Below are 24,221 nucleotides of genomic sequence, written 5' to 3'. Positions count from 1 at the left end.
TAACCGCGGTGGAAGCCGTCCTAACAATCGCAATAATGGAGCGAAAGGAGGAAACTAAACATGTTAGTACCAAAACGTGTAAAGCATCGTCGCGAATTTCGTGGCAAGATGCGTGGTGAAGCCAAAGGCGGTAAAAACGTCGATTTTGGCGAATATGGTTTGAAGGCTTTAGATTCTTCTTGGATCTCTAACCGTCAAATTGAAGCAGCTCGTGTTGCAATCACGCGTTATATGAAACGTGGTGGGAAAGTATGGATTCGTATCTTCCCACATAAATCATATACTGAAAAAGGTATCGGTACTCGTATGGGTTCCGGTAAAGGTGCACCAGCAGGCTGGGTAGCCGTTGTTAAACGTCAGAAAGTGATGTTTGAAGTAGCCGGTGTTCCAGAAGAAGTTGCACGTGAAGCTTTACGCTTAGCTGCGAACAAATTACCAGTTCGGACTAAGATCGTAGCACGTGAGGAAGTAGGTGGCGAATCAAATGAAGGCTAAAGAAATTAAAGACTTAACCACTGCTGAAATGCTTGACCGCGAAAAAGAATATAAAGAAGAACTATTTAATCTTCGTTTCCAATTGGCTACTGGTCAGTTAGAAAATACTGCGCGTTTAAAACAAGTACGTAAAAATATTGCTCGCATCAAGACAGTATTACGTCAACAAGAATTAAACCAAGGTTAAAGCAGATCATAGATTAAAGGAGGTCAAACATTTTGAGCGAAAAAGAAACACGTAACGCACGTAAAGTCATCCAAGGCCGTGTCGTATCCGATAAAATGGAAAAAACGATTACTGTTGCAGTTGAAACAACTAAGCAACACAGTACTTACGGCAAGCGGATTCGTTATACAAAGAAATACTACGCTCACGACGAAAACAACGAAGCACAAACTGGCGATATTGTCCAAATTATGGAAACTCGTCCGTTGTCTGCAAAGAAACGTTTCCGTCTGCTCAAAGTCGTAGAAAAGGCAGTTATTCTATAAACTGAATTATTAACGAGAGGAGGGCTTTTCCGTGATCCAACAAGAAAGTCGTTTAAAAGTCGCTGATAATTCTGGTGCACGTGAGATTTTAACCATCAAAATTTTAGGCGGTTCACGTGTAAAAACAGCAAATATCGGTGACACAATTGTTGCAACGGTCAAACAAGCAACACCAGGTGGCGTTGTCAAAAAAGGTGACGTTGTTAAAGCAGTTATCGTTCGTACAAAGTCAGGTGCACATCGCACAGACGGTTCTTATATCAAATTTGATGAAAATGCAGCTGTAATCATCAACGCTGACAAGAGCCCAAGAGGAACACGTATCTTTGGACCTGTTGCCCGTGAATTACGTGACAACAACTTCATGAAGATTGTTTCTTTGGCACCAGAAGTATTGTAAGCAAACAATCTGCAAAGGAGGTTCAACAATGTTCGTAAAAACTGGCGATAAAGTTCGTGTCATCAGCGGTAAGGACAAAGGTAAAGAAGGCACGGTTACAAAAGCAATGCCTAAAACTGACCAAGTCATCGTTGAAGGCGTACATGCGATCAAAAAACATCAAAAAGCAACTAACACTAACCCACAAGGCGGTATTGTTGACGCAAATGCACCGATCCACATCTCTAACGTTATGTTGATCGATCCATCTACTAACGAACCAACTCGTATCGGTTATAAAGTTGTCGATGGTAAAAAAGTACGTGTCTCCAAAAAATCCGGAGAAGTTATCGATAAATAATTAATTGAAAGGAGGAAAATCGTTCAATGGCTAATCGTTTAAAAGAAAGATTCGCAAAAGAAATTACACCAGCAATGATGGAAAAATTCAATTACACATCCGTAATGCAAACACCAAAGGTTGATAAGATCGTGTTGAATATGGGTGTTGGTGATGCAGTTGCAAATGCTAAAAACTTAGATAATGCAGTTGCCGAATTAAAACTAATTTCTGGTCAACAACCAATCATCACAAAAGCTAAAAAGTCAATTGCCGGCTTCCGTTTGCGTGAAGGTATGGCAATTGGTACTAAAGTTACCTTGCGTGGCGAACGCATGTATGACTTTTTAGATAAATTGATCAATGTTTCTTTACCACGTGTCCGTGATTTTCATGGTGTTAGCACTAAGTCTTTCGACGGTCGTGGTAACTATACATTAGGTATTCGGGAACAATTGATTTTCCCAGAAATCGATTATGATCAGGTTGATAAAGTTCGCGGTATGGATATCGTCATTGTTACAACAGCTAATTCTGACGAAGAATCACGTGAATTACTGACTCAAATCGGAATGCCATTCACAAAATAATAGGGAGGTAATATATCTTGGCTAAGAAATCAATGGTCGCTAAGCAGCAACGTCCTGCTAAATTTTCATCACAAGCTTATACTCGTTGTGAGCGTTGTGGTCGTCCACATTCAGTTTATCGTAAATTCCATTTATGCCGGATCTGCCTTCGTGAATTAGCGCATGCTGGTCAAATTCCTGGCTTGAAGAAAGCTAGCTGGTAAATCTAACTTAAAGGGAGGTTAAACTAAATGGTCATGACTGATCCAATCGCAGACTACTTGACTCGTATTCGTAACGCCAACATGGTGCGCCACGAGTCATTAGAAGTACCTGCATCTAATATGCTCCGCAGTATTTCAGAAATCTTGAAGCGTGAAGGTTTTATCCGCGACTTCGAATCCGTAGAAGATGACAAACAAGGCATCATCCGCGTATTCTTAAAGTACGGTAAAGATAACGAACGTGTTATTTCCGGTCTTAAACGCATTTCAAAACCAGGTTTACGTGCATACGTCAAAGCTGATGCCGTACCTAAGGTCTTAAACGGCTTAGGTATCGCAATCTTATCCACTTCTGAAGGTATTCTTACCGATAAAGAAGCTCGTGCTAAGAATATCGGTGGCGAAGTTCTCGCCTACATCTGGTAATTATTCTAAACAATAGGGAGGTGTAACACGTGAGTCGTATCGGTTACAAAGTAATTAACGTACCTGAAAAGGTAACAGTAACTAAAACTGGTGACAGCGTCACAGTTAAAGGTCCTAAAGGTGAATTAACTCGCCAATTCAATCCGTTGATCACAATCACACAAGAAAATAATGTGATTAGTTTTGAACGTGTTGATCATGGTAAACAAAGCCGCGAGTTGCATGGTACCGCCCGGGCTAACTTGGCCAATATGGTCGAAGGTGTCTCCAATGGCTTCGTTAAGAAGTTACAATTGGTTGGTGTCGGTTATCGTGCCCAATTACAAAGCAAAAAATTAATCTTAAACGTTGGTTATTCAAACCCAGTTGAAATGGAAATTCCAGAAGGCATTAGCCTTGAAGTTCCTTCTAACACGGAAATCAATGTTTCAGGTATCAGTAAACAAGAAGTCGGCCAATTTGCCGCAGTTATCCGCAGCGTCCGCTCACCTGAACCTTATAAAGGTAAAGGTATTCGCTACGTTGACGAATATGTTCGTCGTAAGGAAGGTAAGACAGGTAAATAATTTTACCCAGTCAACCAAATTTTTAAAAAATAATTCGCGGTTAAACGCCGCATAAACTAATATCAGAGGTGAACATTGTGATTTCGAAACCAGATAAAAATAAGACACGCCAACAGCGTCATCTACGTGTCCGTGGTAAGATCTCTGGTACTGCTGAGCGCCCACGCTTGAACGTTTTCCGTTCTAATAAGAACATCTACGCGCAATTAATTGATGACGTAGCGGGTGTAACGCTAGCAAGTGCCTCTACATTGGACAAAGAAGTTGAAGCAAGTTCAAAGACTGAACAAGCAAAAGCTGTTGGCGAATTAGTCGCTAAACGCGCTGTTGCTGCTGGTCATAAGAATGTTGTCTTCGATCGTGGCGGCTACTTATACCATGGCCGTGTCCAAGCTTTAGCTGAAGCTGCACGCGAAAACGGATTAGATTTTTAGGAAAAGGAGGAAAACCCATTTATGGCTAAAGCGTTTATTGATCCAAACAAGTTAGACTTGGAAGACAATGTTGTATCCATCAACCGTGTCACAAAAGTTGTCAAAGGTGGCCGTCGTCTGCGTTTTGCTGCGATCGTTATCGTTGGTGATCGTAACGGACACGTTGGCTTTGGTACCGGTAAAGCTCAAGAAGTTCCAGAAGCTATCCGTAAAGCCGTTGAAGACGCAAAAAAGAATTTGATTGAAGTACCAATTGTCGGCACAACTGTACCGCATGAAGTCCTTGGTCGTTTCGGTGGTGGCCGTGTCCTCATCAAACCTGCTATTGCTGGTTCTGGTGTCGCAGCCGGTGGCGCTGTTCGTTCAATCATGGAACTTGCTGGTGTCCAAGATGTCACAAGTAAATTCTTAGGTTCTCATACGCCAATCAACGTCGTTCGTGCGACTATCGAGGGTCTTAAAACCTTACGTCGTGCTGAAAAAGTGGCTGAACTTCGCGGCATTCCAGTCGATCAATTAGAAAACTAGGAGGGCGAAATTCATGGCACAATTAAAAATCACGTTAAAGCGTAGCGCTGCACATCGTATTCCCAATCATCGTGCAATTGTTAAATCAATGGGCCTGTCTAAAGTTAATAGTTCAGTCACATTGCCAGACAATGAAGCCGTACGTGGCCAATTATTTAAAATTGGTTACTTGGTTAACGTTGAAGAAGTTAAATAATAATCATTTGATTAAGGAGGTGCTCTGACTCAATGAAATTACACGAATTACAAGCAAGCGAAGGTTCACGTGGCGTCCGCAACCGTGTTGGCCGTGGGACTTCATCTGGTAATGGTAAAACATCCGGACGTGGTCAAAAAGGTCAAAAGGCTCGTGGTAAGGTACGTTTGGGCTTTGAAGGTGGCCAAATGCCATTATTCCGTCGTATGCCAAAACGTGGTTTCTCGAACATTAATCGCAAAGAATATGCTATTGTCAGTTTGAACGACTTAAATCGTTTTGATGAAGGTACAGATATTACACCAGCATTATTGGTTGAATCTGGCTTAGTTAAAAATGAAAAAGCCGGTATCAAATTATTAGCAAACGGCGAAATCACTAAAAAAGTCACAGTTACTGTTAGCAAAGCTTCGGCTGCTGCTAAAAAAGCTGTTGAAGCTGCTGGCGGTAAAATTGAGGTGATTTAATGCTGTCGACCATCAGAAATGCTTGGCACATTAAGGATATTCGTAATCGGATGTTTTTCACGCTAGGCGTTTTGTTAATTTTCCGTTTAGGGACGTTTATAACCGTTCCCGGTGTTGATGCGAAAGCACTGACATCGATTGCTTCTTCCGGATTAGTTAGCATGCTTAATATGTTCGGTGGTGGTGGGCTAACCAATTATTCCATCTTCGCGATGGGGATTTCGCCCTACATTACCGCACAAATTGTCATCCAACTTTTACAGATGGATATTGTGCCCAAATTTGTTGAGTGGAGCAAACAAGGGGAAGTTGGTCGACGTAAGTTAAATCAAGTGACACGTTATCTGACGATTGTACTAGCATTTTTGCAATCAATCGGTATTACTGCTGGTTTTAATGCTTTAAGCGGTCTTGGCTTAGTTAAAAACCCAAATTGGCAAACATTTGTAATGATCGGGATCATCTTAACTGGTGGTACGATGTTAGTCACCTGGATGGGTGAACAAATTACTGATAAAGGCCTTGGTAATGGGATCTCAATGATCATCTTTGCAGGGATCATTGCTCGTTTACCAGAAGGTATCACTCAGGTTTACCAACAGTGGTTTGCAACTAGTCCAAGTACAAGCCAGTTCTGGATGTATATCTTATATTCAGTATTACTGGTGATCGCAGTTTTTGCTGTCGTTGTCTTCGTTACTTATGTGCAACAAGCGGAGCGGAGAATTCCAATTCGTTATACACGACGAGTAACTGATGCTGGCGATAACAGTTACCTACCATTAAAAGTCAATGTAGCAGGTGTTATTCCTGTTATCTTTGCTAGTTCATTCATTGCAACACCGGGCACGATTTTGCAATATTTCAATAGTACGCATTCTGAAGATCAGTGGTTTAAGATCATGACTGATTTGTTCAGTATGACGACCGTTCCAGGTTCGATTCTGTACACAGTATTGATTATTATCTTCACGTTCTTTTATGCGTTCGTTCAGGTCAATCCTGAAAAAGTTTCTGAAAATTTGCAAAAGCAAGGTAGTTACATTCCAAGTGTTTGGCCAGGAAAATCAACACAGAAATATATTTCCGGCACGTTGATGCGTTTATCGACAGTCGGTTCTGTCTTTCTAGGTTTGGTGGCATTGCTACCAATCGTAGCACAAAATATTTGGAGTTTACCTGAATCAATTGGACTAGGTGGTACTAGTTTACTGATCGTGGTCGGGGTTGCACTAGAAGCAGCTCGTCAGATCGAAGGATTGATGATGAAGCGGCATTATGTTGGTTTCATCCGCTAGAAACGTGTTGAAGCACTAGCTTTAGCACGTTTCTTATCAATATGATGAGAAAAGGAGCGCGTTTTTGATGAATTTGATTTTAATGGGTTTACCAGGAGCTGGTAAAGGGACGCAAGCAGAACAAATTGTTGATACTTACAATGTTCCGCACATCTCAACTGGTGATATGTTCCGTGCAGCAATGAAAGATGAAACTGAATTAGGTGTCAAGGCCAAATTCTTTATGGATAAAGGCGAACTTGTACCTGATGAAGTTACAAATGGCATCGTTAAGGATCGTTTAGCAGAAGATGATACAAAAGTCGGTTATTTGTTAGATGGTTTTCCACGGAATTTAAGCCAAGCAGAAGCTTTAGAACAAATCACAGCAGATTTGAATAAGCCACTTGATGGTGTAATCAATATTCAAGTTGATCCAGCATCATTGATGGAACGACTTACCGGCCGCTTCATCTGTAAGACTTGTGGGGCAACTTACCATAAGCTTTACAATCCAACAAAAGTTGCTGGCACTTGCGATCGTTGCGGCGGACATGATTTCTTCCAACGTGATGACGATAAGCCAGAGACTGTCAAGAATCGTTTGGCAGTGAACGAGAAGATGAATACACCGTTACTTGATTTTTATGGGAAAAAGAATCTGTTGTTCAACGTTAATGGTGATCAAGATATTAAGGATGTCTTCGTTGATATCAAGAAAATCTTAGATCCTTTGGCGAAAAAGTAAACGTCCGACACGGATGCTTGCGTGAATAACGACCTTTTGCTATAATTAGCAAGGTTATCTTTTCAATTTGGCTAGATTATGGTATAATCAGCCAGTTAAAATTCGAAAAGGTGAGTGCAACGTGCTCTCACCATTTTTATATGGATTGGGCACTTGTCAGATCGTTTAAACTGAGCTTTATTGTTTAGCCGATACAGGATTTAAGCAGGTATGGCTCAAGTTTGGTTCAATTTTTTGGTAGTTGAAGCATGGCGGTTCGTTAACGAATCAGCTGTAATCAGTTAAGGAGGTACTTCTGCGTGGCGAAAGATGATGTCATTGAGGTCGAAGGAAAAGTCACTGATACATTGCCAAATGCAATGTTCAAGGTAGAACTTGAAAATGGGGCAACAATTCTAGCGACTGTTTCTGGTAAGATCAGAATGCACTATATTCGAATCCTGCCGGGTGATCGAGTTACCGTTGAGTTGTCGCCGTATGACTTAACACGTGGCCGCATTACCTATCGCTTTAAATAGCATTTTGCATAGGACCGGAAGTTTAGCCTTTTATCTTAGGAGGTAAAGTCATGAAAGTAAGACCATCAGTAAAACGGATGTGTGAACATTGTCGCGTTATCAAACGTAAGGGCCGTGTTATGATCATTTGTTCTGCTAATCCAAAGCATAAACAACGCCAAGGATAACAACTAATTCAATTTAATGGAGGTGTCATTTAAATGGCTCGTTTTGAAGGTATTGATTTACCCCGTGGCAAGCAGATTGTCATTGCGTTAACTTACATTTATGGTGTTGGTAATACCACAGCTAAGAAAGTTTTAGCAAATGCTGGCGTTGCCGAGAACATTCGTCAAGATGATCTCACACCAGAACAAGAAGATAAAATCCGTATTGAACTTGATAAAGTCAAGGTCGAAGGTGACTTACGTCGTGAAGTCAATATGAATATCAAACGTCTTCAAGAAATCGGCTCATATCGTGGTATGCGTCATCGTCGTGGCTTGCCAGTTCGTGGTCAAAATACCAAGAACAACGCACGCACACGTAAAGGCAAAAAAGCTTCGATCGCTGGTAAGAAAAAATAATTAGATAAAGGAGGTAAGTAATTAATGGCAAATAGAAAAACAACACGTCGTCGTCGGGTAAAGAAGAATATTGAATCTGGCGTGGCACATATCCATTCTACTTTTAACAATACCTTGATCATGATCACTGATCCCCAAGGAAATGCAATCGCATGGGCTTCAGCTGGTGCTTTAGGTTTTAAAGGTAGTCGTAAATCTACACCGTTTGCTGCACAAATGGCAGCTGAAACAGCTGCTAAGGCTTCAATGGAATATGGTATGAAGTCTGTAGAAGTTGCAGTTAAAGGTCCTGGTTCAGGTCGTGAAGCAGCAATTCGTTCATTGCAAGCAACTGGTTTGGAAATTACCGCAATTCGCGATGTAACGCCAGTTCCTCATAATGGGTCTCGTCCTCCGAAGCGCCGTCGTGTTTAGTGAGTACGCTTCATTTTGAGTTTAAAACTGAAACGTACAACATCAAAGACACTTCTCGTTTTGAAAGGGGTAAGAAACTAAATGATCGAATTTGAAAAACCAAATATTGCCAAGGTTGATGAAAGCACAAACTACGGTAAGTTTGTCATTGAGCCGTTAGAACGCGGTTATGGGACAACTTTAGGTAATTCATTGCGGCGGATTCTGCTGGCTTCATTACCAGGCGCAGCCGTAACGAGTGTTCAAATCGATGGTGTTTTACACGAATTTTCGACCATTGATGGTGTAACCGAAGACGTTACGCAAATCATCTTAAACATCAAAAAACTCGCTTTGAAGTTGGATTCCGATGATGATAAGACACTGGAAATCGACGTCAAAGGTCCAGCAACAGTCACTGCTGGTGACATTGAGGCTGATGGGGACGTTGAAATCTTAAATCCTGACCTATATCTGTGTACAGTTGCTGAAGGTGGTCGTTTCCACATTCGCATGACTGCACGTAAAGGTCGTGGCTACGTTGCCGCTGATGGTAATAAGGTTGATGACATGCCAATCGGTGTTTTGCCAATCGATTCGATTTATACCCCAATCAGTCGTGTTAATTATCAAGTTGAAAGCACCCGTGTTGGACGCCGAAATGACTTTGATAAGTTAACCTTGGATGTTTGGACGAATGGTTCTATTAGTCCACGAGAAGCAATTAGTTTAGCTGCTAAAATCTTGACTGAGCATTTGGATATCTTCGTTAACTTAACTGATGAAGCTAAAAACGCTGAAATCATGGTAGAAAAAGAAGAAACCCATAAAGAAAAAATGCTTGAAATGACAATTGAAGAACTTGATTTATCTGTACGTTCATACAACTGTTTGAAACGTGCCGGTATTAACACAGTTCAAGAATTGACTAACAAGACGGAAGCTGACATGATGAAAGTCCGCAACCTTGGACGTAAGTCTTTGGAAGAAGTTAAAACAAAATTAACTGATTTAGGCCTTTCATTACGTAAAGAAGATTAATCATCTAAATCCATCAAGGGAGGGAACACATTAATGAGTTACCGCAAATTAGGTCGCACAAGTTCACAACGTAAAGCTTTGTTACGCGATTTGACGACTGATTTAATCATGAACGAAAAAATCACGACTACTGAAGCTCGCGCTAAAGAAGTACGGTCAACAACTGAAAAAATGATCACATTAGGTAAAAAAGGCACATTAACTGCCCGTCGGCAAGCTGCCGCATTTATCCGTGATGAAATTGCTGACGTACGTGAAGAAGACGAAAAGGTCGTTGTTCAAACAGTTTTACAAAAATTGTTTAGCGATGTTGCCCCACGTTATGCTGAACGTAACGGTGGCTACACTCGTATTTACAAGACAATGCCTCGTCGTGGCGATGGCGCACCAATGGTTGTTTTACAGTTTGTTGACTAAGCGTCAATAATCAACCAGGATAAAAACGGATCACTTCTAAAATGTTTGACTAGAGTGTTATGATGTTGGTTAGTTGTTTTTCCAAGTCTAGCTCGATGGTTGGCGAATCTCTGGATTCGATCACATTTTAGAATGTGATTTTTTTTTACGCAAAATTTCAGTCTTCACGGAAAAACGCACACGAAAAGCGCTTAATATGCTATTATGGAAACATTGAGAAAAAGTAAATTGGACGGCAAAGGTGACTGATGTGACAAAAATAATTGAGGTCGAACATTTAAATTTCCGTTATCCGCAAACGGAAGGGCGCCCAGCGTTAAACGATGTGAACTTAACCATTGAGCAAGGTGAATGGGTAGCTATAATTGGCCATAATGGTAGTGGTAAATCAACACTAGCTAAGTCGTTGGATGGTTTGTTACCATTAACGCCAGATAGTGGTACGATTCGTGTGGCTGGTATTACCTTAAGTGAAGATAATGTTTGGAATATTCGGCGTCAAATTGGCATGGTTTTTCAGAACCCAGATAATCAGTTTGTTGGCGCGACAGTTGAAGATGATGTGGCGTTTGGATTAGAAAACATTGGCTTACCCCGAGAAGAAATGCTAACGCGGGTTCATGCTGCACTTAAGCGAGTGCGCATGCTTGAATTTGCTGATCGTGAACCGGCGCGGTTATCTGGTGGTCAAAAACAACGCGTGGCCATTGCTGGTATTATTGCCTTACAGCCACAGATCATCATTTTAGATGAGTCAACTAGTATGCTTGATCCTACTGGTCGTATTGAAGTTTTGGAAACGGTGCGTGAGTTAAAGGAACAAGCTAATTTGACGGTTATTTCGATTACACATGATATTGATGAAGCGGCTAACGCAAATCGGATCATCATTTTAGATGATGGTGAGATCAAGGAATCAGGTACGCCTGCAGAAATCTTTCAGTATGGTGAGCGATTGATTGAATTGGGTCTTGATGTGCCGTATGCGGAGCGTTTAAAGGCAGCTTTGCGGCGACAAAACTTAGTTGTCCCGCAGCAATATTTAACTGAGGAAGGGTTGGTGGATTGGCTGTGGACATTACATTCAAAGATGTAGATTACACCTATCAAGCGGGTACACCATTTGAAAGTCAGGCACTGCATGACATTAATTTAACCATTGCTGACCATAGTTTTACCGCCATTATCGGCCATACAGGTAGTGGTAAATCGACCTTAGTACAGCATTTGAACGCTTTGTTAAAGCCAACTAGCGGAACGGTAACTATTGGTGAACGGAAAATTACGCCAGAAACTAATAATAAGCATTTAAAGCCGTTACGCCAGAAGGTGGGCATGGTATTTCAGTTTCCTGAAAGCCAATTATTTGAAGAAACAGTTGCCAAGGATATTGCTTTCGGTCCAATGAACTTTGGTATGAGCGCAGAAGATGCTGCTAAAAAAGCTGCGGAAATGCTCAATTTAGTGGGCTTACCAGCTGATTTATTAGAACGCTCACCCTTTGACCTGTCTGGTGGTCAAATGCGCCGTGTGGCTATTGCAGGCGTTTTGGCGATGACACCTGAAGTCTTAGTGCTCGATGAACCGACGGCGGGCCTAGATCCGGCGGGGCGGCGTGAAATTATGGGTATGGTGACGCAATTACATGAAAAGCAGCATTTGACGGTTATTTTAATTACCCATCATATGGAGGATGTCGCCAGTTACGCTGATCATGTGGTCGTTATGGAGCACGGTACAATAGCTAAGGTTGGTAAGCCTAGTGATGTCTTTCAGGATGTTGCTTGGCTGCAGGAACGCCAGCTAGGGGTACCTGAAACAACTGAGTTTGCTGCCCGGCTACAGAAGCAAGGTTTTCATTTTGACCGCTTACCGTTAACCGAAGTTGAATTAGCGGCTGCTTTGTTGCCGCAATTGCCACGAGAGGCGGTGCAGCCGCATGATGAATAAGTTATTATTAGGCCGTTTTATTCCGGGACATTCGCTGGTTCACCGTTTGGATCCACGAAGTAAGTTGTTATTGAGCTTCTATTATATTGGTATTATTTTTCTGGCTAATAATTGGCAGACTTATCTTGTTTTATTCCTGTTCACAATTTTAGCAGTACGCCTATCTGAAATTAAAATGAGTTTCTTCATTCGTGGCGTGCGACCGTTGATTTGGTTGATCCTGTTCACTGTATTGCTACAAGTTTTTTTCACGCGTGGTGGTACCACCTATTGGTCATGGGGGCCAATCGTGTTATCTCAATTTGGGATCGTAAACGGGATCTATATTTTCATGCGCTTTGTGTTGATTATTTTCATGTCGACACTTTTGACGTTAACGACACCGCCGTTATCGTTGGCGGATGCAATTGAAGCAATTTTAAAGCCGTTACGAGTCGTTCATTTTCCAGTTTATGAAGTGGCCTTGATGTTGTCGATTGCTTTACGTTTTGTACCAACATTAATGGATGAAACTGAAAAGATTATGAATGCGCAGCGAGCACGGGGCGTTGATTTTGGCGAAGGTAATCTTTTTCAACAAATGCGTGCCGTGGTACCGTTATTGATTCCGTTGTTTGTCAGCTCATTTAATCGCGCTGAAGATTTAGCTACTGCTATGGAAGCACGTGGTTATCAAGGCGGTGAAGGGCGCAGTAAGTATCGCGTTCTTGTCTGGCATGCAATCGATAGTTGGTCCGTAGTTGGCTTTGCAATATTAACCGTTATTCTAATTTGGTTACGCGCATAAATAAGCAGTGGGCTAGAGGGCTACCTTTAGACCCACTTTTTGTTTGAGAAAGGAGCGCCACAATTTGTTAAGATATAAAGTCACTATTGCGTATGATGGGACCCAGTTTGCGGGTTTTCAGTTACAAACAAAGCAGCGTACCGTTCAGAGCGTTCTGGAAAAAGCCGTCAAAACGATTGCTAAATCAGCAACGCGAATCGTGGTCAATGGGTCTGGGCGGACTGATGCTGGGGTGCACGCGCTTGGTCAAGTCGTTCATTTTGATTTTCCGTTTGAATTGCCGGCACCAGCAATGTTAAAAGCGCTGAACAGCATGTTGCCCTTGGATGTCGTGGTCAAAGATTGCCAGATTGCGTCACCAGATTTTCACGCACGCTATGGGACTACTGGTAAACGCTACGTTTATCGAGTCAATCGCGGTTACTATACGAATCCATTTCGGCGCTTTTATACTGGCCATTGGAAGTACAGCTTAGATGTTGCTAAAATTAAAGCGGCGTTACCTGATTTTGTGGGGACACACGATTTTAGCAGTTTTGCCGCGTCTGGTGGTAGTGTTAAAAATAAAGTACGGACAATTTTTGCGGCGACAGTAACTGAGGACCCAAGCAATGATGAATTAGTTTTTGAATTTTATGGTAACGGCTTTTTGTACAACATGGTCCGAATCATGGTGGGCGTGGCGTTGGAAATTGGTAATGAACGTCGCCCAGTGCACGATATTTTACGTTTATACGAGGTCAAGGATCGCACCCAAGCACGATACACAGCACCAGCTAGTGGCTTATATTTAAAAAAGGTTTATTATGGTGATGGTCCAGCAGATTTACCTGCTATTAATGATAAATAATTACGAAAATGATTGACAGTTTGCGTGAAAATAGTTAAGATTATAGCTGGTACTGTTTACCCCACGATAAGCCCCGGAAACTTACTGGTGTTTAAACAGACACAGAAAAATGGAGGAATAACACGTGCGCTCAACATATTTAGCAAAACCTAGCGAAGTAGAACACAAATGGTACGTTGTCGATGCAACTGATATTGCATTAGGCCGTTTATCCACAGTTGTGGCATCTATCTTACGCGGTAAAAACAAACCAACATTTACACCAAACGTTGATACTGGTGATCATGTCATCATCATCAATGCTGAAAAGATACTCTTAACTGGTCGTAAAGCAACCAATAAAATTTACTACCATCATACCCTTCATCCAGGTGGTTTGAAACAGATTTCTGCAGGCGAACTACGTGAAAAGAGCCCAATTCGTTTATTGGAATTATCCATCAAAGGGATGCTTCCTAAGAACACTTTGGGTCATGCTCAATTTATGAAATTGCATGTTTACGCAGGTCCTGAACACAAGAATTCTGCACAACAACCAGAAACTTTGGATATTACAAACCTAATTTAAGGAGGGAACTGAATTGGCAGAAAAAGTTCAATATATTGGTACAGGTCGTCGTAAGAACTCAGTTGCCCGTGTACGTTTAGTACCTGGTACTGGTAAAATTACGATCAACGGCAAAGACCAAACAGATTATGTTCCATTTGCAAATCTTCGTGAAGATATGGTACAACCATTTGGCATCACTGATACAGCTGACAGCTATGACGTTTTAGTTAACGTCAATGGTGGTGGCTTCTCAGGCCAAGCTGGTGCAATTCGTCATGGTATCTCACGTGCGTTATTAAACGTTGACCCTGATTTCCGTGGCCCATTAAAGCGTGCCGGCATGTTAACTCGTGACCCACGTATGAAGGAACGTAAGAAGCCAGGTCTTAAGAAAGCTCGTAAAGCTAGTCAATTTTCAAAGCGTTAATATCGTTGGGATATCAACGTTTCAAGCACATTACCGTTGGTACGGTGGTGTGTTTTTTTGTGCCGTTTTTAGCAATTGGTACGACGGTTGGTACGAAGCCTTCCGTTGTTTCGTGTGCGAAGCCTTTTTTGAGGACTTCTTTTTATCGAGAAAAACGGTTTAAATTGACTATTATTTTGTCCGTTATTTTGACTGCTATTTGGCTGTTGTTTGGTTAAAAAGCGATTATTTGATGGATCGTTTTTTCTCTTGATTTAACCGATTTACGAACATTCTGTGGTTCTCTAAATCAATAACATCTGGTGAATTAACATAGATTCTAGTTGTTTTAATATCGGAATGCGTTAATTGTTCCGATATTTTTTCAATTGAAGCACCACCTTCATGGGCGAGTGTACTAAATGTATGCCGCAATTTGTGTGGATGTAGATGAGCTAACTCTGGATGGCGGTGCTGAATTGAATTGATTCGGTAATTTAAATAGTCACTGTGCAGTGGTTGATTAAGACCACCACGGAAGTTAGTGTACGTGAAAACCAGTTGTTCTTCATCTTGCTCAACACCGATATCTGCTAGCTCTTCTTTCTGAAGTGCTTTCCATTCACGCAGCATGGAGAGAATGTCAGCAGGTAATTCCATTTTACTGAGCTTGTGACCCTTGGTATCTTTTTCTTCACCATACTTATCCAGCGCACGGATTAAGAAGAGGTAGCCTTCATCAAAATCAATATATTTCCATTTCAACGCGTAGGATTCACTTTTACGATCACCCATGTTCAAAGTTAACAGAAATAAGAGATAATCTTGTAGAATTAACTTACCACGCTCATAATCGGCTTTAGCTGCCGCTAACCAATCCAGTAATTCACCAGCGGTCAATGATTCGCCCGCTCGCTGACGTTTTCTTTTGAGGCGGTCTTTCTTGGGTGCATTGATTAAACGAAGGGGCTTTTCAAGTCGACTATATTCGATATAATCCATCACTTCAGCTAATTCAAACATTTGGCGGACATAACTTTTTAGTGTACGAACATTCGCATACTTTTCTGACAACAAAAGCATCTCATTAATGACGATACTCTTGTCTTCATTTAGCTCGTTGATGGAATAGTCACCAAACTTTGGTAATAAATGCTTCTTGAACAAGCTAGCAGTGTTATCGATGGTTGCTTTAGTTGGAATAACGTGAGTTCGTCCAGTTGAACCGGCAATATACATTGGCCAGAAGACTTGTACATAAAAATCATGAAAACTAATGTCGCCATTCATTCTTTTTACCGGGGCTTCTTTAGTACTCTTGGCTTCATCGATCACCATATTAACTTGGCGTTCTTTACGTCTTGCTTCTTTCAATGAATCAAACGTTTTTCGATAACGTGCAGTTTTAACACCCAATACTTTACGTACACTTTGGGGATAGAACACCTCCACTCGATAGTTACCTGCTGCTGTTTTCGTAATTGCCATAATTATTTACTCCTTTGAAGTTTCCAGTAATAACTAAGTGGAAGCCCAAGTAAAGTAAACGTAAGACTACAACTTGATTCTACCATCTTGGGCCACCTTAGTCATCCATTGATCTAAAGCAATGCGATCGTAGCGAACAGAACCGCCAACACTGATTTGTGGTAGTCCGAAAGCAATCCACTTGTCCAACGTATTATTAGAAACACGGAGATAATCGCACGCTTCTTTCTTCTTCAGGTAGCGTATAGTTAATTCGGCTTCATGCTTTACTTTGCTAACTTCTTCCAAAAGAAGTGAGTAGAGTTGGGAACGCAAATTTTCAAGCTGTTTATCACTGATATTGATTGTTAATTCATTATTAATAGGAATTCACCCCTTATTGTTAAAGTTGCTTAGAAAGCATAAATTTACGTTTTAGCATAGGTAGCTAATTTTATTTATTGAACTGACTACTAAAGGTCTGTTACCAGCAGACGCATAGGAATCTCACCTCTCCTCGTTACGTGGGAGCCTCGTGGAAGTATCATTATCCATCGCTAAGATTAATGCCGTACTTGGTAGGGGGTACATTTACTGGAATAGGGGGCGCTCGCTTAAAATAAGGTTATGGCGTCTGTTACAGTCATGCTAACTTAGGGATGTTTGTCTTTAGTAGTCATTATGTAGTTGTCAAAGAGCAAGAGGAGCGTATTATTTATGTCCTCACTATATAAAGATGAAAAAAACAGTAAATTTACAACCCAGAAATGAAAAAAGATTAGGTTCCTCACCTAATCTTTTACATTGACTGGATTATTGCTATTTATTTAGGTGCTGATCAACATTGAATTTATATATGACAACAATCAGGTGCTCCTTTAAGTCCTGATAATAGTCCTCGTTGAAGTAGCCATGACCATATTTGGCCTGCCTAATACAAAGGTAGTCAAATCGCATTAGTAAGTCTGCCATGGCAAATCTGTCACCATTCTGGGCGGCGCGAATAATTGGCACTAAATTGTCTTCTTTCAAAGTTATCCTCCAAGGTTAGTTATAAATTGACTGAGCAAGGTGTGTAATAATCTGATTTCGTTGCTTATTGACTGCCTGTTGACTGATACCAAGTAATTCTCCAATTTGAGCGTCCGATGCATCTTCAACATATTTCCAATATAAAATAAATTTTTGTCTACTTAAAAGTTCTGAAACAGCAAGTGCCAGGGCATCATTTTCTATGAAGTCTTCCATTTGCCAAACATCATTGAAAGACATTTTTTCAAGCATCTGTGGGGATTCAGCTTTTAAAAGATTTTCAATGATGAAATTCTCGTAAGGAATTACGGGAACTTTTTTCTTATCTATACGGTATAGCTCAAATGATTTACGCATGACTGATTGACGGATATAGTGGATAAAGATCTTAGTGACTTCAATTTCTGATTTCAATTTGGACCTCCCAAAATTATATGATAATTGCTAGAAACTCGTCCTACACTATATAAAGATGAAAAAAGTTCATAGAATACAACTAAGATTCAAACTTTATTAATTAAGTCATTTAAAATGCAACTCATTTGTTTGCTGCTCTCTCTAAAATCATGGTTTGACCAGATAACTAGAATTTCGGTAATGCCACCAGATAGAAATGAAACTCTAAAATCGTGTGATACATTTGTTTCCAAAATTATACGTTCTCTCATCAAATGCGTGATGTATGAGTATAAGTGCTCACGTAAGAAGTTTTCCATGTTATTTTTGATTAAGTGGTCAATTAATTCAGAGTGCCAATGCAGATAGTTGAAGAAATACTCATATAAATCTATTTGAGATTGCTTTTTTACTTTTTGTAGATGGCGAACCAAAACAAGAAATTGGCTGTTAAAATATTTTCTTAGCATATCTTCTTTTGACTCGAAGTTCCAATAAAAGGAAGATCGAGAAACTCCAGCTGATTTACACAGTTCCACAATACTAATTTGTCTAATTGGCTTCTCATTCAATAATTTAACGAGAGCAGCAAATAAAAAGTTTCTAGCAATTTCATTACCATTATTAACAGGAAATGTAAATTTAAGAGTATCCATTGTACATTCACCCCTCGAATGACCAATCAATATTAATCATGTAATAAATTAGTTACAGATCATTGTGAATAATATTAGCTGAAACCCAAGCAGTTTTAAAAAAAGTTATATAAAAAGCATTCTCAATTATTTGAAATAAATTTCACCGATTTTTGGTATTACAGACAATAACCTTTTTTATAGTTGATAAATGATGCTATAAATAATCTTAACCTTCGTTATCTTTTTTAGACCAACGTTGAGCAAATTAGGGTCTGTGAAAACAACCTAAATTAGCTTTTTTTTAAAATAAACATATAAATAACCAATAAAAAGCAGGATGCGGCTTTTTATCGGTAAGCAGTAAATAACTGAACGGCTTCAAAAATAATTTAATTCAAGTTATGATTGCCTCATCAAATAATTGGTGGGCGATTTTTATTGGATAAACCGGATATTGTTCAAATTAAAATGGATCCTTCTGGTTCTCAATCGCGATCTACTATGGCAACAAAAGCCCGGCAAATTAGGATTGACACTAATAAATCGGTCGTAGTTTACAATCAGATTAACAACTATATTTTGGAGGCAGTTTTAAAGGCGGTGTTCGCTGGTGATAATTGATCAACGACAGAATCAACAAGTCTTTTTAGTTTGTGGAAAAATTGATTTACGTCGGGGAATCGGTGGTCTAGTTAGCGTTATCTAGGGTCAATTTGATTTGGATCCATACAATTGCGTTTTATATTTATTCTGTGGAACCAGAAAAGACCGTTTTAAGTGCACTAGGCCCTGTCAAGTTGACAAATGAAATAATATAAAGTTGAATCTGTTTCTAAGCGGCTTCACTCCAGTATTCATCTGGGGTGAGGCCGTTTCTTTGTGCTGAGCGATTGTGGTGATTGAAATATTCGATTCCTTCCTCAACCAGTCTCACAAGCTCTTCGCAAGTCTTTGCTAGTGGATGGCGAGCCATCCACCGTAACTTGAATTCGTTCCACCAGCGCTCCATTGGTGCATTGTCGTATGGTGTTCCTGGTCGAGACATGCTACGTGTGACGTTGTAACGACCAAGAAAGTTGTTGAAGGCACCAGAGGTGTAGGCTGATCCTCGATCAGTGTGAACCAATGGGTGGACGTCACCAGAAGCCTCAAAGGCTCGTTGGAAAACCTCGATTTCTGCTGCTGATGTTTCAGTAGCGCTCAAATTGTAGGACAACAAACGTCGGCCGTAGAGATCAAGGACGCCACTCAAGCGCACCTTATACTTATTATTTACGCCGTAAGTCAGTTCCGTCGAATCGGATAACCAGACCTGATTAGGACTGTCGACGTCGAAGTTCTGATTGAGCACATTGTCTTGAATGTGCTGTTCGTTCTCCTTATGTCGACTGTGCTTCTTGACCCGAATTTGACATGTCAAGCCAAGCTCCCGCATCACACGACGTACCATCTTGAAAGTAACGGGGAAGTCAATTAGTTCATCATGTTGAAGATTCACTAAAAGATTCCCAGCACCGATACCTTGATGATGAAAATCAAACCAGTATTGTGTCCGTTCCTTGAGCTGACGATTACGGGTTTCCCAAGCAGTTTCTTCTCGATTTAACCCTTTGTAGTAAGCCTGCCGGCTTACACCGACAACGGCCAACAGCGTAGATACTGCACCGCGCTTGCCTTGACTGACCTCATTAATTGCGAAGTAAGACAGTCGATGTTGTTTACTCACCCCCTGCGCTGGAGTTCCAGCAATTTTTTTGCGAATGCCTCCACAAGCTCTTTGTCTGCGAGCTGTGCTTTGAGCTGCCTGATTTCAAGATTGGCTTTATCGAGTTCAGTCAGTTCAGCTTGTTCTTTGTGATGGCCACGGTTGTCCACGAGTGCCTCATAGCCGCCGTGTTCGGCCTTGATCACCCATGAACGTGCTTGTTGATAAGAGACTTGGAAGTGTTCAGCGGCCTCTGTGTATGAATGCTTCAGCTTGGTGACATACTCGACAATTTCAATGCGTTCTTCCAAGGTTGTTTTACGACTCATAGTGGGAACCTGCTTTCTGGACGGCGACGCCGTCAAAGGTTTATCCCCATTATACTTGTTCACCCAGTCTACGACTTGCTGCGATCCACGAAGTCCAAACTTATTTGCAAGTTCATCAAAGGTGCCTTCACCTATAAGATATGCGTGGACTACTTTAAGTTTGAGTTCTTTCGAATAGTGTTTGTTTTTCTTAGCCTCCTTTAGACCATTAATTCCATCACGGGAGTATCGATCTCGCCAACGTTCTAGCGTCTTGTGATCAATGCCATGACGATTGGCCACCGGCCGTAGTCCAGTTTTTGATTGGGTAAGTTCCTTTAAGATTGCTAATTTTTCGAGTACCGTATGTTTAGATCTGGGCATACAAAAATCCCTCCATAGTTGTTAGATGAATTATTGTATTTCATCTGACAACCATAAAGGGATTATCGCATAAGACCTTATTTTGGGACGGTTGGCTTTTTATTACTTTATAAGCGAATCGAAAACGGTCGACTTCAATGGCCGACTGATCAGAATGCACTCCGTAAATTAAATTCTAAACAGTTGGCACAATTGCTCAGTGGTTGGTCATTAGACACGACAACTCATCAAACGTGTCCGTATGGACATGAAAGAAGAAAAATAGCTACACCCAAATTAGTGTAAGACGTGGTAAACTCAATTCAACAAATACGGATTGAGTGGATAAAGATAATGACACCCGAAGAAGAAATTATGGCGCTACGTAAGCAAGTTGCGGAACTAACTGAAATGGTTGTATACTTGACTAAAAAAATTTACGGTCAGAAATCAGAACAAATTGATCCTAACCAACTGGCACTATTAGAAGGTAATGACGGTGTTTTTATCACGCCAGAGCAACCTGGTCAACAAAGTGACGCCAGATCAAGTACCGGCAAAGAAAAAGCGCAAAAAGACACGGCAAGAAACCCTAAGTCGTGATTTACCAGTAAGAGAAATGGTTATTGATCTACCGACGCAACAATGTGCCTATGGGCACGAGTTGATACCGTTGGGAAAAAGTTTGTTCGTGAAGAGGTGCATTTCATTCCGGCCAAACTTTATTGGGAACATATTTATATGTAAACCTATAAGTGTTCCGAGTGTGAGCTTGAAGATGGCGGCGCTCATTTGGTGCAGGCTCAGACGCCAGCCGCTTTAATTCCGCACAGTCTCACGTCAGCTTCATTGGTCGCGGAGATCATTCATAAAAAATTTTTATTGGCAACACCACTATACCGCCAGTTAGCAGATTGGCAGCGCTTGGGTATCGTGTTATCAGAGGCAACGATCTCAAATTGGATCATCAAAACGAGTCAGTTGGTCGAACCCATTTATAACTTATTACAGCAGCGGCTCAATAGCCAACGTTATTTACAGGGTGATGAAACACCGATGCAGGTGTTACGCGAGCCTGGTAAAACAGCGGCTGCCAAATCATATATGTGGGTGGCAAGGACGGTGAAACAAAGTCCGCAGCAAATCATTTTCTATGCTTATGGCAATACACGTTCAGGAACTTTTGCGCAAAAGTTATATCAGAACTTTACGGGAATCCTGCAGTGTGATGGTTATGGTGGCTATAATCTGCTAGAGAATAGCGTTACCCGGGTCGGTTGTTGGGCGCATGTACGTCGTAAATTTTACGATGCCGCTCAAGTTAATGGTGAGCTGATTAATAGTGTTCCCTTGAGGCTAATTGGCGAGATGTTCACCTTGGAACGTCAATGGCAACACTTTTCACCCCGGGTGCGTCAATTACTAAAGCGCTTCTGGAAGTGGATCAATTTAGCCGAAGTGTTGCCTAAATCACGTTTAGGTAAAGCCATTACTTATGCGATCGATCAACGATTTACTTTAGAGCGACTAATTAATATTGGCCAAATGGACTGGAGCAATAACGCGGCGGAGCGCAATATGAAGAGCCTGGTGATTGGTCGCAAGAATTGGCTTTTCAGTACCAGTCAAGCGGGTGCAAGATCAACGGCGATTTGGTTAACTTTAGTTGAAAGTGCCAAAGTTAACGGGCTCAATCCGCGAGCCTATGTCACCTATTTATTAAAAGCAATGCCGCAACACCCTAGTTTCGCCGATCTGGCTCCGCTAGAGGATTATTTACCATGGAATTATCCAAGGAACATGCCAGTAAGCTGAAAGCATAGCATCAACAAGTAAGTTAGAGCCAAAAATAGTTGTATAACATAAAAGGCAAACCGATTTCTCAAAATTGATAAGTCGGTTTGCCTTTCTTAAACGGTGTATTATTTACTGCTTACGATTAAGTGATACAGGAACAATTTTTTCTGTAAGCACCCAATAACAGACCGACTATAAATAGCGTATCGGCCGCGGTATGATAGCCTCATCATAAGAAATGGTGAGGTGTTTTCTACCATTAGTCAAGGGAAAGTTGATATAATCAGCTTTCTTTTTTCTTTACCCAGATCAAAGCGGCAATATTGGTAGTAGCCAATCTAAAAATAGTATTTTAGGGTATATTAAATTGATCCCAGGTATTTTACGTTTGTGGCGCTGGGATTATAATAGAGCTAAATGAGCAATGATTTACTGTTCTGGCGTGAACGTCGTTGAATCATATGCCTCATTGTTTAAGATCAGGTGGCGCATGAGCCGGTTGAACTGACTCATTGCTGCGATGGCAATCTTCTTAGTCGTTTTCTTTTTGGACTGAGCGGATTGCTTTTTTCGTTTGTAGGTAGTACTGATCCGGGTCGGATGATATTGGGCTACTGATACGATATTCATAATCGCCTTGTAGAGGATCTTCCGCGCATAGGCGTTTCCGCGCTTACGGATATGCATACCAGCCTGATACTGACCAGACTCATAGAGGATCAAGTCAATGCCGATATAGGCATTGATGGCATTAGCGCTATGGAAGCGCCGGACATCGCCGAGTTCCGCAATCAAACATAATGCCGTCTTCTCACCAATACCGGGAATCGTCATCAGTAATTTAACTTCAGATAGATTCTTAGCCACATTGGCCATCTCAGTAATCGTCTCGGCCTTCAGGCCGTCAATACGTTCAACGTCCTTGGCTAAGGCTGTGACCGCTTTAACCGCATAAGCGCTTTGTGTAACGGCAGGGGCTGCCTGCTGGGCCAGGTCAATTAAGTGCTGGGCTAGACGGATTGAACGCTTCTGACCCATGTTCTTCGGTGTTTCAGCTAGGATAATCTCAGCTAATTCATTGACATCGTACCCTAACACTAATTGTGGGTGTGGAAAGCGTTCAACGATGTGCCAATACAAGCTGCCATCAGTCTTGCTTAAGAATTGTTCGATTTCAGGAAAGGTCAATTGTAGTTCACGATGCAGCCGATTCTTGTTTTGCACGAGATCTTCATTATGCTGCTGATAGGTCCGTTCTAAGTCACGCAACTCAGTGTAGACTGGCTGCTCTTGAAATGTGGCCTTGTAGTGATTTTTGGCCATTGCACGCGCTAATCCGATTGCGTCTAATGCATCGGTTTTGTTATTCCGCAAGCTATCCATCGCTTTCTTTGCGGCCAGCGGATTGATCTCGGTATATTGCCAACCATCACGCTGGAGAAATGCACGCAATGGCCGCGAATATATTCCGGTAGCCTCAAAAATGATCAATGGCGATTTAAAGCTATTGAGTTCATCGCTAAGCGTTTGAAAACCGCCCCGATCAGTAGCCACTATAAACTGTTTAACAACACTGTCATCAACTAGGACCGCCACGTTAGCTGTTGCCTTACTGACATCAATTCCAAATATACATTCCAAACTAATGCACCACCTTTTGAAGTTGTTTCACCGATTCACTCAGCCCAATTTTCAATACACGGCGTCAAGCGTCAACGGACTTCGAACGAGTTTATTGGTGGATCAAGCGAAGTTGCCAGTTTTTATTACGACGTCAAAGCGCCAAAGACCACAACGACATGTCAACTTCGACACCACTTTACCAGAAAAAAGCAAAGTGGTGAACCACGATTCCGTCGAATCATGATTCACCACTAATGTTAGTCCGTTTTTATG

General features: G+C 41.3%; 37 protein-coding genes and 1 pseudogene. 30 read left to right on the top strand and 8 right to left on the bottom strand.

Going from position 1 to position 24,221, the window contains the following annotated elements; all coding sequences use genetic code 11:
• Positions 1 to 60 precede the first annotated feature (60 nt).
• From rplP to rpsI, 27 genes are all read left to right on the top strand, one after another.
• On the top strand, positions 61 to 495 hold the full coding sequence (gene rplP, locus EKM80_RS10850; protein WP_003679390.1) for a 50S ribosomal protein L16: 435 nt from the start codon (positions 61 to 63) through the stop codon (positions 493 to 495).
• Positions 485 to 682: a 50S ribosomal protein L29 gene (gene rpmC / locus EKM80_RS10845; protein WP_010011765.1), complete on the top strand. Its 198-nt coding sequence runs from the start codon at positions 485 to 487 to the stop codon at positions 680 to 682. Before rplP ends, rpmC begins: the two co-directional genes overlap by 11 nt.
• A 32-nt stretch (positions 683 to 714) precedes the next feature.
• Complete coding sequence (rpsQ, locus tag EKM80_RS10840; RefSeq protein ID WP_125553142.1) at positions 715 to 987, top strand: 30S ribosomal protein S17; 273 nt, start codon at positions 715 to 717, stop codon at positions 985 to 987.
• Positions 988 to 1,018: 31 nt separating this feature from the next.
• The gene (gene rplN / locus EKM80_RS10835; RefSeq protein WP_125553141.1) at positions 1,019 to 1,387 is read left to right on the top strand and encodes a 50S ribosomal protein L14; all 369 of its coding nucleotides are present in this window, start codon (positions 1,019 to 1,021) and stop codon (positions 1,385 to 1,387) included.
• A 28-nt stretch (positions 1,388 to 1,415) separates the two neighbouring features.
• Positions 1,416 to 1,727 carry a 50S ribosomal protein L24 gene (rplX, locus tag EKM80_RS10830; protein WP_125553140.1) on the top strand — a complete coding sequence of 104 codons (312 nt, stop codon included), beginning with the start codon at positions 1,416 to 1,418 and terminating at the stop codon, positions 1,725 to 1,727.
• Positions 1,728 to 1,753: 26 nt separating this feature from the next.
• Positions 1,754 to 2,296 carry a 50S ribosomal protein L5 gene (gene rplE, locus EKM80_RS10825; RefSeq protein WP_125553139.1) on the top strand — a complete coding sequence of 181 codons (543 nt, stop codon included), beginning with the start codon at positions 1,754 to 1,756 and terminating at the stop codon, positions 2,294 to 2,296.
• A 17-nt stretch (positions 2,297 to 2,313) separates the two neighbouring features.
• The gene (locus tag EKM80_RS10820) at positions 2,314 to 2,499 is read left to right on the top strand and encodes a type Z 30S ribosomal protein S14 (RefSeq protein ID WP_010011761.1); all 186 of its coding nucleotides are present in this window, start codon (positions 2,314 to 2,316) and stop codon (positions 2,497 to 2,499) included.
• A 27-nt stretch (positions 2,500 to 2,526) separates the two neighbouring features.
• Positions 2,527 to 2,925 (top strand): 30S ribosomal protein S8, encoded by a 399-nt coding sequence (rpsH, locus tag EKM80_RS10815; RefSeq protein WP_125553138.1) that lies wholly within the window; start codon positions 2,527 to 2,529, stop codon positions 2,923 to 2,925.
• Positions 2,926 to 2,954: 29 nt separating this feature from the next.
• Positions 2,955 to 3,491 carry a 50S ribosomal protein L6 gene (gene rplF / locus EKM80_RS10810; protein ID WP_125553137.1) on the top strand — a complete coding sequence of 179 codons (537 nt, stop codon included), beginning with the start codon at positions 2,955 to 2,957 and terminating at the stop codon, positions 3,489 to 3,491.
• A 68-nt stretch (positions 3,492 to 3,559) separates the two neighbouring features.
• Positions 3,560 to 3,925: a 50S ribosomal protein L18 gene (gene rplR, locus EKM80_RS10805; RefSeq protein ID WP_318531446.1), complete on the top strand. Its 366-nt coding sequence runs from the start codon at positions 3,560 to 3,562 to the stop codon at positions 3,923 to 3,925.
• A gap of 21 nt (positions 3,926 to 3,946) precedes the next feature.
• Positions 3,947 to 4,453, top strand: a complete 507-nt coding sequence (gene rpsE, locus EKM80_RS10800) for a 30S ribosomal protein S5 (protein ID WP_125553135.1) — start codon at positions 3,947 to 3,949, stop codon at positions 4,451 to 4,453.
• 13 nt (positions 4,454 to 4,466) lie between these two features.
• A complete protein-coding gene (gene rpmD, locus EKM80_RS10795; RefSeq protein ID WP_010011759.1) occupies positions 4,467 to 4,649 on the top strand; it encodes a 50S ribosomal protein L30 in 183 nt (60 codons plus the stop codon).
• Positions 4,650 to 4,681: 32 nt separating this feature from the next.
• Complete coding sequence (gene rplO, locus EKM80_RS10790) at positions 4,682 to 5,116, top strand: 50S ribosomal protein L15 (RefSeq protein ID WP_125553134.1); 435 nt, start codon at positions 4,682 to 4,684, stop codon at positions 5,114 to 5,116.
• Positions 5,116 to 6,414, top strand: a complete 1,299-nt coding sequence (gene secY / locus EKM80_RS10785; protein WP_125553133.1) for a preprotein translocase subunit SecY — start codon at positions 5,116 to 5,118, stop codon at positions 6,412 to 6,414. The genes rplO and secY overlap by 1 nt, the downstream gene beginning before the upstream one ends.
• A gap of 67 nt (positions 6,415 to 6,481) precedes the next feature.
• On the top strand, positions 6,482 to 7,141 hold the full coding sequence (locus EKM80_RS10780; RefSeq protein ID WP_125553132.1) for an adenylate kinase: 660 nt from the start codon (positions 6,482 to 6,484) through the stop codon (positions 7,139 to 7,141).
• Positions 7,142 to 7,440: 299 nt separating this feature from the next.
• The gene (gene infA / locus EKM80_RS10775) at positions 7,441 to 7,659 is read left to right on the top strand and encodes a translation initiation factor IF-1 (protein ID WP_010011755.1); all 219 of its coding nucleotides are present in this window, start codon (positions 7,441 to 7,443) and stop codon (positions 7,657 to 7,659) included.
• Positions 7,660 to 7,709: 50 nt separating this feature from the next.
• Complete coding sequence (gene rpmJ / locus EKM80_RS10770) at positions 7,710 to 7,826, top strand: 50S ribosomal protein L36 (RefSeq protein WP_125549740.1); 117 nt, start codon at positions 7,710 to 7,712, stop codon at positions 7,824 to 7,826.
• A 33-nt stretch (positions 7,827 to 7,859) separates the two neighbouring features.
• Positions 7,860 to 8,225 (top strand): 30S ribosomal protein S13, encoded by a 366-nt coding sequence (gene rpsM / locus EKM80_RS10765; RefSeq protein WP_125553131.1) that lies wholly within the window; start codon positions 7,860 to 7,862, stop codon positions 8,223 to 8,225.
• 24 nt (positions 8,226 to 8,249) lie between these two features.
• Complete coding sequence (gene rpsK / locus EKM80_RS10760; RefSeq protein WP_125553130.1) at positions 8,250 to 8,639, top strand: 30S ribosomal protein S11; 390 nt, start codon at positions 8,250 to 8,252, stop codon at positions 8,637 to 8,639.
• Between the two features lie 81 nt (positions 8,640 to 8,720).
• Positions 8,721 to 9,659, top strand: a complete 939-nt coding sequence (locus EKM80_RS10755) for a DNA-directed RNA polymerase subunit alpha (RefSeq protein WP_125553129.1) — start codon at positions 8,721 to 8,723, stop codon at positions 9,657 to 9,659.
• A 33-nt stretch (positions 9,660 to 9,692) separates the two neighbouring features.
• A complete protein-coding gene (gene rplQ / locus EKM80_RS10750) occupies positions 9,693 to 10,076 on the top strand; it encodes a 50S ribosomal protein L17 (protein WP_125553128.1) in 384 nt (127 codons plus the stop codon).
• A 250-nt stretch (positions 10,077 to 10,326) separates the two neighbouring features.
• Positions 10,327 to 11,172 carry an energy-coupling factor ABC transporter ATP-binding protein gene (locus tag EKM80_RS10745; RefSeq protein WP_125553155.1) on the top strand — a complete coding sequence of 282 codons (846 nt, stop codon included), beginning with the start codon at positions 10,327 to 10,329 and terminating at the stop codon, positions 11,170 to 11,172.
• Positions 11,148 to 12,026, top strand: coding sequence for an energy-coupling factor ABC transporter ATP-binding protein (locus EKM80_RS10740; protein ID WP_125553127.1), 879 nt, complete (start codon positions 11,148 to 11,150; stop codon positions 12,024 to 12,026). Before EKM80_RS10745 ends, EKM80_RS10740 begins: the two co-directional genes overlap by 25 nt.
• Complete coding sequence (locus EKM80_RS10735) at positions 12,016 to 12,813, top strand: energy-coupling factor transporter transmembrane component T family protein (RefSeq protein WP_125553126.1); 798 nt, start codon at positions 12,016 to 12,018, stop codon at positions 12,811 to 12,813. Before EKM80_RS10740 ends, EKM80_RS10735 begins: the two co-directional genes overlap by 11 nt.
• Positions 12,814 to 12,877: 64 nt before the next feature.
• The gene (gene truA, locus EKM80_RS10730; protein WP_125553125.1) at positions 12,878 to 13,663 is read left to right on the top strand and encodes a tRNA pseudouridine(38-40) synthase TruA; all 786 of its coding nucleotides are present in this window, start codon (positions 12,878 to 12,880) and stop codon (positions 13,661 to 13,663) included.
• 124 nt (positions 13,664 to 13,787) lie between these two features.
• The gene (gene rplM, locus EKM80_RS10725; protein WP_125553124.1) at positions 13,788 to 14,231 is read left to right on the top strand and encodes a 50S ribosomal protein L13; all 444 of its coding nucleotides are present in this window, start codon (positions 13,788 to 13,790) and stop codon (positions 14,229 to 14,231) included.
• Between the two features lie 13 nt (positions 14,232 to 14,244).
• Positions 14,245 to 14,640 carry a 30S ribosomal protein S9 gene (gene rpsI, locus EKM80_RS10720; protein ID WP_125553123.1) on the top strand — a complete coding sequence of 132 codons (396 nt, stop codon included), beginning with the start codon at positions 14,245 to 14,247 and terminating at the stop codon, positions 14,638 to 14,640.
• A gap of 225 nt (positions 14,641 to 14,865) precedes the next feature.
• On the opposite strand, the gene EKM80_RS10715 is transcribed toward rpsI, so the two are convergent.
• The 7 genes from EKM80_RS10715 to EKM80_RS10675 all read right to left on the bottom strand — a co-directional run bounded on the left by EKM80_RS10715 (position 14,866) and on the right by EKM80_RS10675 (position 20,549).
• Entirely contained in the window at positions 14,866 to 16,107 is a 1,242-nt protein-coding gene (locus EKM80_RS10715) for a tyrosine-type recombinase/integrase (RefSeq protein ID WP_125553122.1), read from the bottom strand.
• 66 nt (positions 16,108 to 16,173) lie between these two features.
• Positions 16,174 to 16,422, bottom strand: coding sequence for a helix-turn-helix transcriptional regulator (locus tag EKM80_RS10710; protein ID WP_225417348.1), 249 nt, complete (start codon positions 16,420 to 16,422; stop codon positions 16,174 to 16,176).
• Between the two features lie 483 nt (positions 16,423 to 16,905).
• Positions 16,906 to 17,118, bottom strand: coding sequence for a helix-turn-helix domain-containing protein (locus EKM80_RS10705; protein ID WP_125553120.1), 213 nt, complete (start codon positions 17,116 to 17,118; stop codon positions 16,906 to 16,908).
• Positions 17,119 to 17,133: 15 nt separating this feature from the next.
• Positions 17,134 to 17,532, bottom strand: a complete 399-nt coding sequence (locus EKM80_RS10700; protein WP_125553119.1) for a sigma factor-like helix-turn-helix DNA-binding protein — start codon at positions 17,530 to 17,532, stop codon at positions 17,134 to 17,136.
• Between the two features lie 89 nt (positions 17,533 to 17,621).
• Positions 17,622 to 18,170: a TetR/AcrR family transcriptional regulator gene (locus tag EKM80_RS10695; RefSeq protein WP_125553118.1), complete on the bottom strand. Its 549-nt coding sequence runs from the start codon at positions 18,168 to 18,170 to the stop codon at positions 17,622 to 17,624.
• An 814-nt stretch (positions 18,171 to 18,984) separates the two neighbouring features.
• Complete coding sequence (locus EKM80_RS10680) at positions 18,985 to 19,878, bottom strand: IS3 family transposase (RefSeq protein ID WP_010620863.1); 894 nt, start codon at positions 19,876 to 19,878, stop codon at positions 18,985 to 18,987.
• Entirely contained in the window at positions 19,875 to 20,549 is a 675-nt protein-coding gene (locus EKM80_RS10675) for a helix-turn-helix domain-containing protein (protein WP_010012236.1), read from the bottom strand. The genes EKM80_RS10680 and EKM80_RS10675 overlap by 4 nt, the downstream gene beginning before the upstream one ends.
• Positions 20,550 to 20,618: 69 nt before the next feature.
• Here EKM80_RS10675 and tnpB point away from each other — a divergent pair, with 69 nt between their 5' ends.
• From tnpB to tnpC, 3 genes and pseudogenes are all read left to right on the top strand, one after another.
• Complete coding sequence (gene tnpB / locus EKM80_RS15190) at positions 20,619 to 20,834, top strand: IS66 family insertion sequence element accessory protein TnpB (RefSeq protein ID WP_125553154.1); 216 nt, start codon at positions 20,619 to 20,621, stop codon at positions 20,832 to 20,834.
• Positions 20,835 to 20,882: 48 nt separating this feature from the next.
• On the top strand, positions 20,883 to 21,131 hold the full coding sequence (locus EKM80_RS15045; RefSeq protein WP_225417372.1) for a transposase: 249 nt from the start codon (positions 20,883 to 20,885) through the stop codon (positions 21,129 to 21,131).
• A gap of 159 nt (positions 21,132 to 21,290) precedes the next feature.
• Positions 21,291 to 22,343, top strand: a pseudogene (tnpC, locus tag EKM80_RS10665) (IS66 family transposase); the annotation flags it as partial.
• Positions 22,344 to 22,754: 411 nt separating this feature from the next.
• Here tnpC and EKM80_RS10660 read toward each other — a convergent pair.
• A complete protein-coding gene (locus EKM80_RS10660) occupies positions 22,755 to 23,966 on the bottom strand; it encodes an IS110 family RNA-guided transposase (RefSeq protein ID WP_125553116.1) in 1,212 nt (403 codons plus the stop codon).
• Positions 23,967 to 24,221 lie beyond the last annotated feature (255 nt).

Origin of the sequence: Loigolactobacillus jiayinensis (genome assembly GCF_003946445.1) — a bacterium.
Taxonomy (GTDB): Bacteria; Bacillota; Bacilli; order Lactobacillales; family Lactobacillaceae; genus Loigolactobacillus; species Loigolactobacillus jiayinensis.
Note: the sequence above shows the minus strand (reverse complement) of the source record. Positions and strands in the feature narration are given on the sequence as shown.

Bases quoted from the DNA above. Each gene is read 5' to 3' on its own strand.
- rplP (WP_003679390.1), top strand. From the start codon at position 61: ATGTTAGTACCAAAACGTGTAAAGCATCGTCGCGAATTTCGTGGCAAG.
- rpmC (WP_010011765.1), top strand. From the start codon at position 485: ATGAAGGCTAAAGAAATTAAAGACTTAACCACTGCTGAAATGCTTGAC.
- rplX (WP_125553140.1), top strand. From the start codon at position 1,416: ATGTTCGTAAAAACTGGCGATAAAGTTCGTGTCATCAGCGGTAAGGAC.
- rplE (WP_125553139.1), top strand. From the start codon at position 1,754: ATGGCTAATCGTTTAAAAGAAAGATTCGCAAAAGAAATTACACCAGCA.
- rpsH (WP_125553138.1), top strand. From the start codon at position 2,527: ATGGTCATGACTGATCCAATCGCAGACTACTTGACTCGTATTCGTAAC.
- rpsE (WP_125553135.1), top strand. From the start codon at position 3,947: ATGGCTAAAGCGTTTATTGATCCAAACAAGTTAGACTTGGAAGACAAT.
- rpmD (WP_010011759.1), top strand. From the start codon at position 4,467: ATGGCACAATTAAAAATCACGTTAAAGCGTAGCGCTGCACATCGTATT.
- rplO (WP_125553134.1), top strand. From the start codon at position 4,682: ATGAAATTACACGAATTACAAGCAAGCGAAGGTTCACGTGGCGTCCGC.
- secY (WP_125553133.1), top strand. From the start codon at position 5,116: ATGCTGTCGACCATCAGAAATGCTTGGCACATTAAGGATATTCGTAAT.
- EKM80_RS10780 (WP_125553132.1), top strand. From the start codon at position 6,482: ATGAATTTGATTTTAATGGGTTTACCAGGAGCTGGTAAAGGGACGCAA.
- rpmJ (WP_125549740.1), top strand. From the start codon at position 7,710: ATGAAAGTAAGACCATCAGTAAAACGGATGTGTGAACATTGTCGCGTT.
- rpsM (WP_125553131.1), top strand. From the start codon at position 7,860: ATGGCTCGTTTTGAAGGTATTGATTTACCCCGTGGCAAGCAGATTGTC.
- rpsK (WP_125553130.1), top strand. From the start codon at position 8,250: ATGGCAAATAGAAAAACAACACGTCGTCGTCGGGTAAAGAAGAATATT.
- EKM80_RS10755 (WP_125553129.1), top strand. From the start codon at position 8,721: ATGATCGAATTTGAAAAACCAAATATTGCCAAGGTTGATGAAAGCACA.
- rplQ (WP_125553128.1), top strand. From the start codon at position 9,693: ATGAGTTACCGCAAATTAGGTCGCACAAGTTCACAACGTAAAGCTTTG.
- EKM80_RS10735 (WP_125553126.1), top strand. From the start codon at position 12,016: ATGATGAATAAGTTATTATTAGGCCGTTTTATTCCGGGACATTCGCTG.
- EKM80_RS10715 (WP_125553122.1), bottom strand. From the start codon at position 16,107: ATGGCAATTACGAAAACAGCAGCAGGTAACTATCGAGTGGAGGTGTTC.
- EKM80_RS10695 (WP_125553118.1), bottom strand. From the start codon at position 18,170: ATGGATACTCTTAAATTTACATTTCCTGTTAATAATGGTAATGAAATT.
- EKM80_RS10675 (WP_010012236.1), bottom strand. From the start codon at position 20,549: ATGCCCAGATCTAAACATACGGTACTCGAAAAATTAGCAATCTTAAAG.
- EKM80_RS15045 (WP_225417372.1), top strand. From the start codon at position 20,883: ATGACACCCGAAGAAGAAATTATGGCGCTACGTAAGCAAGTTGCGGAA.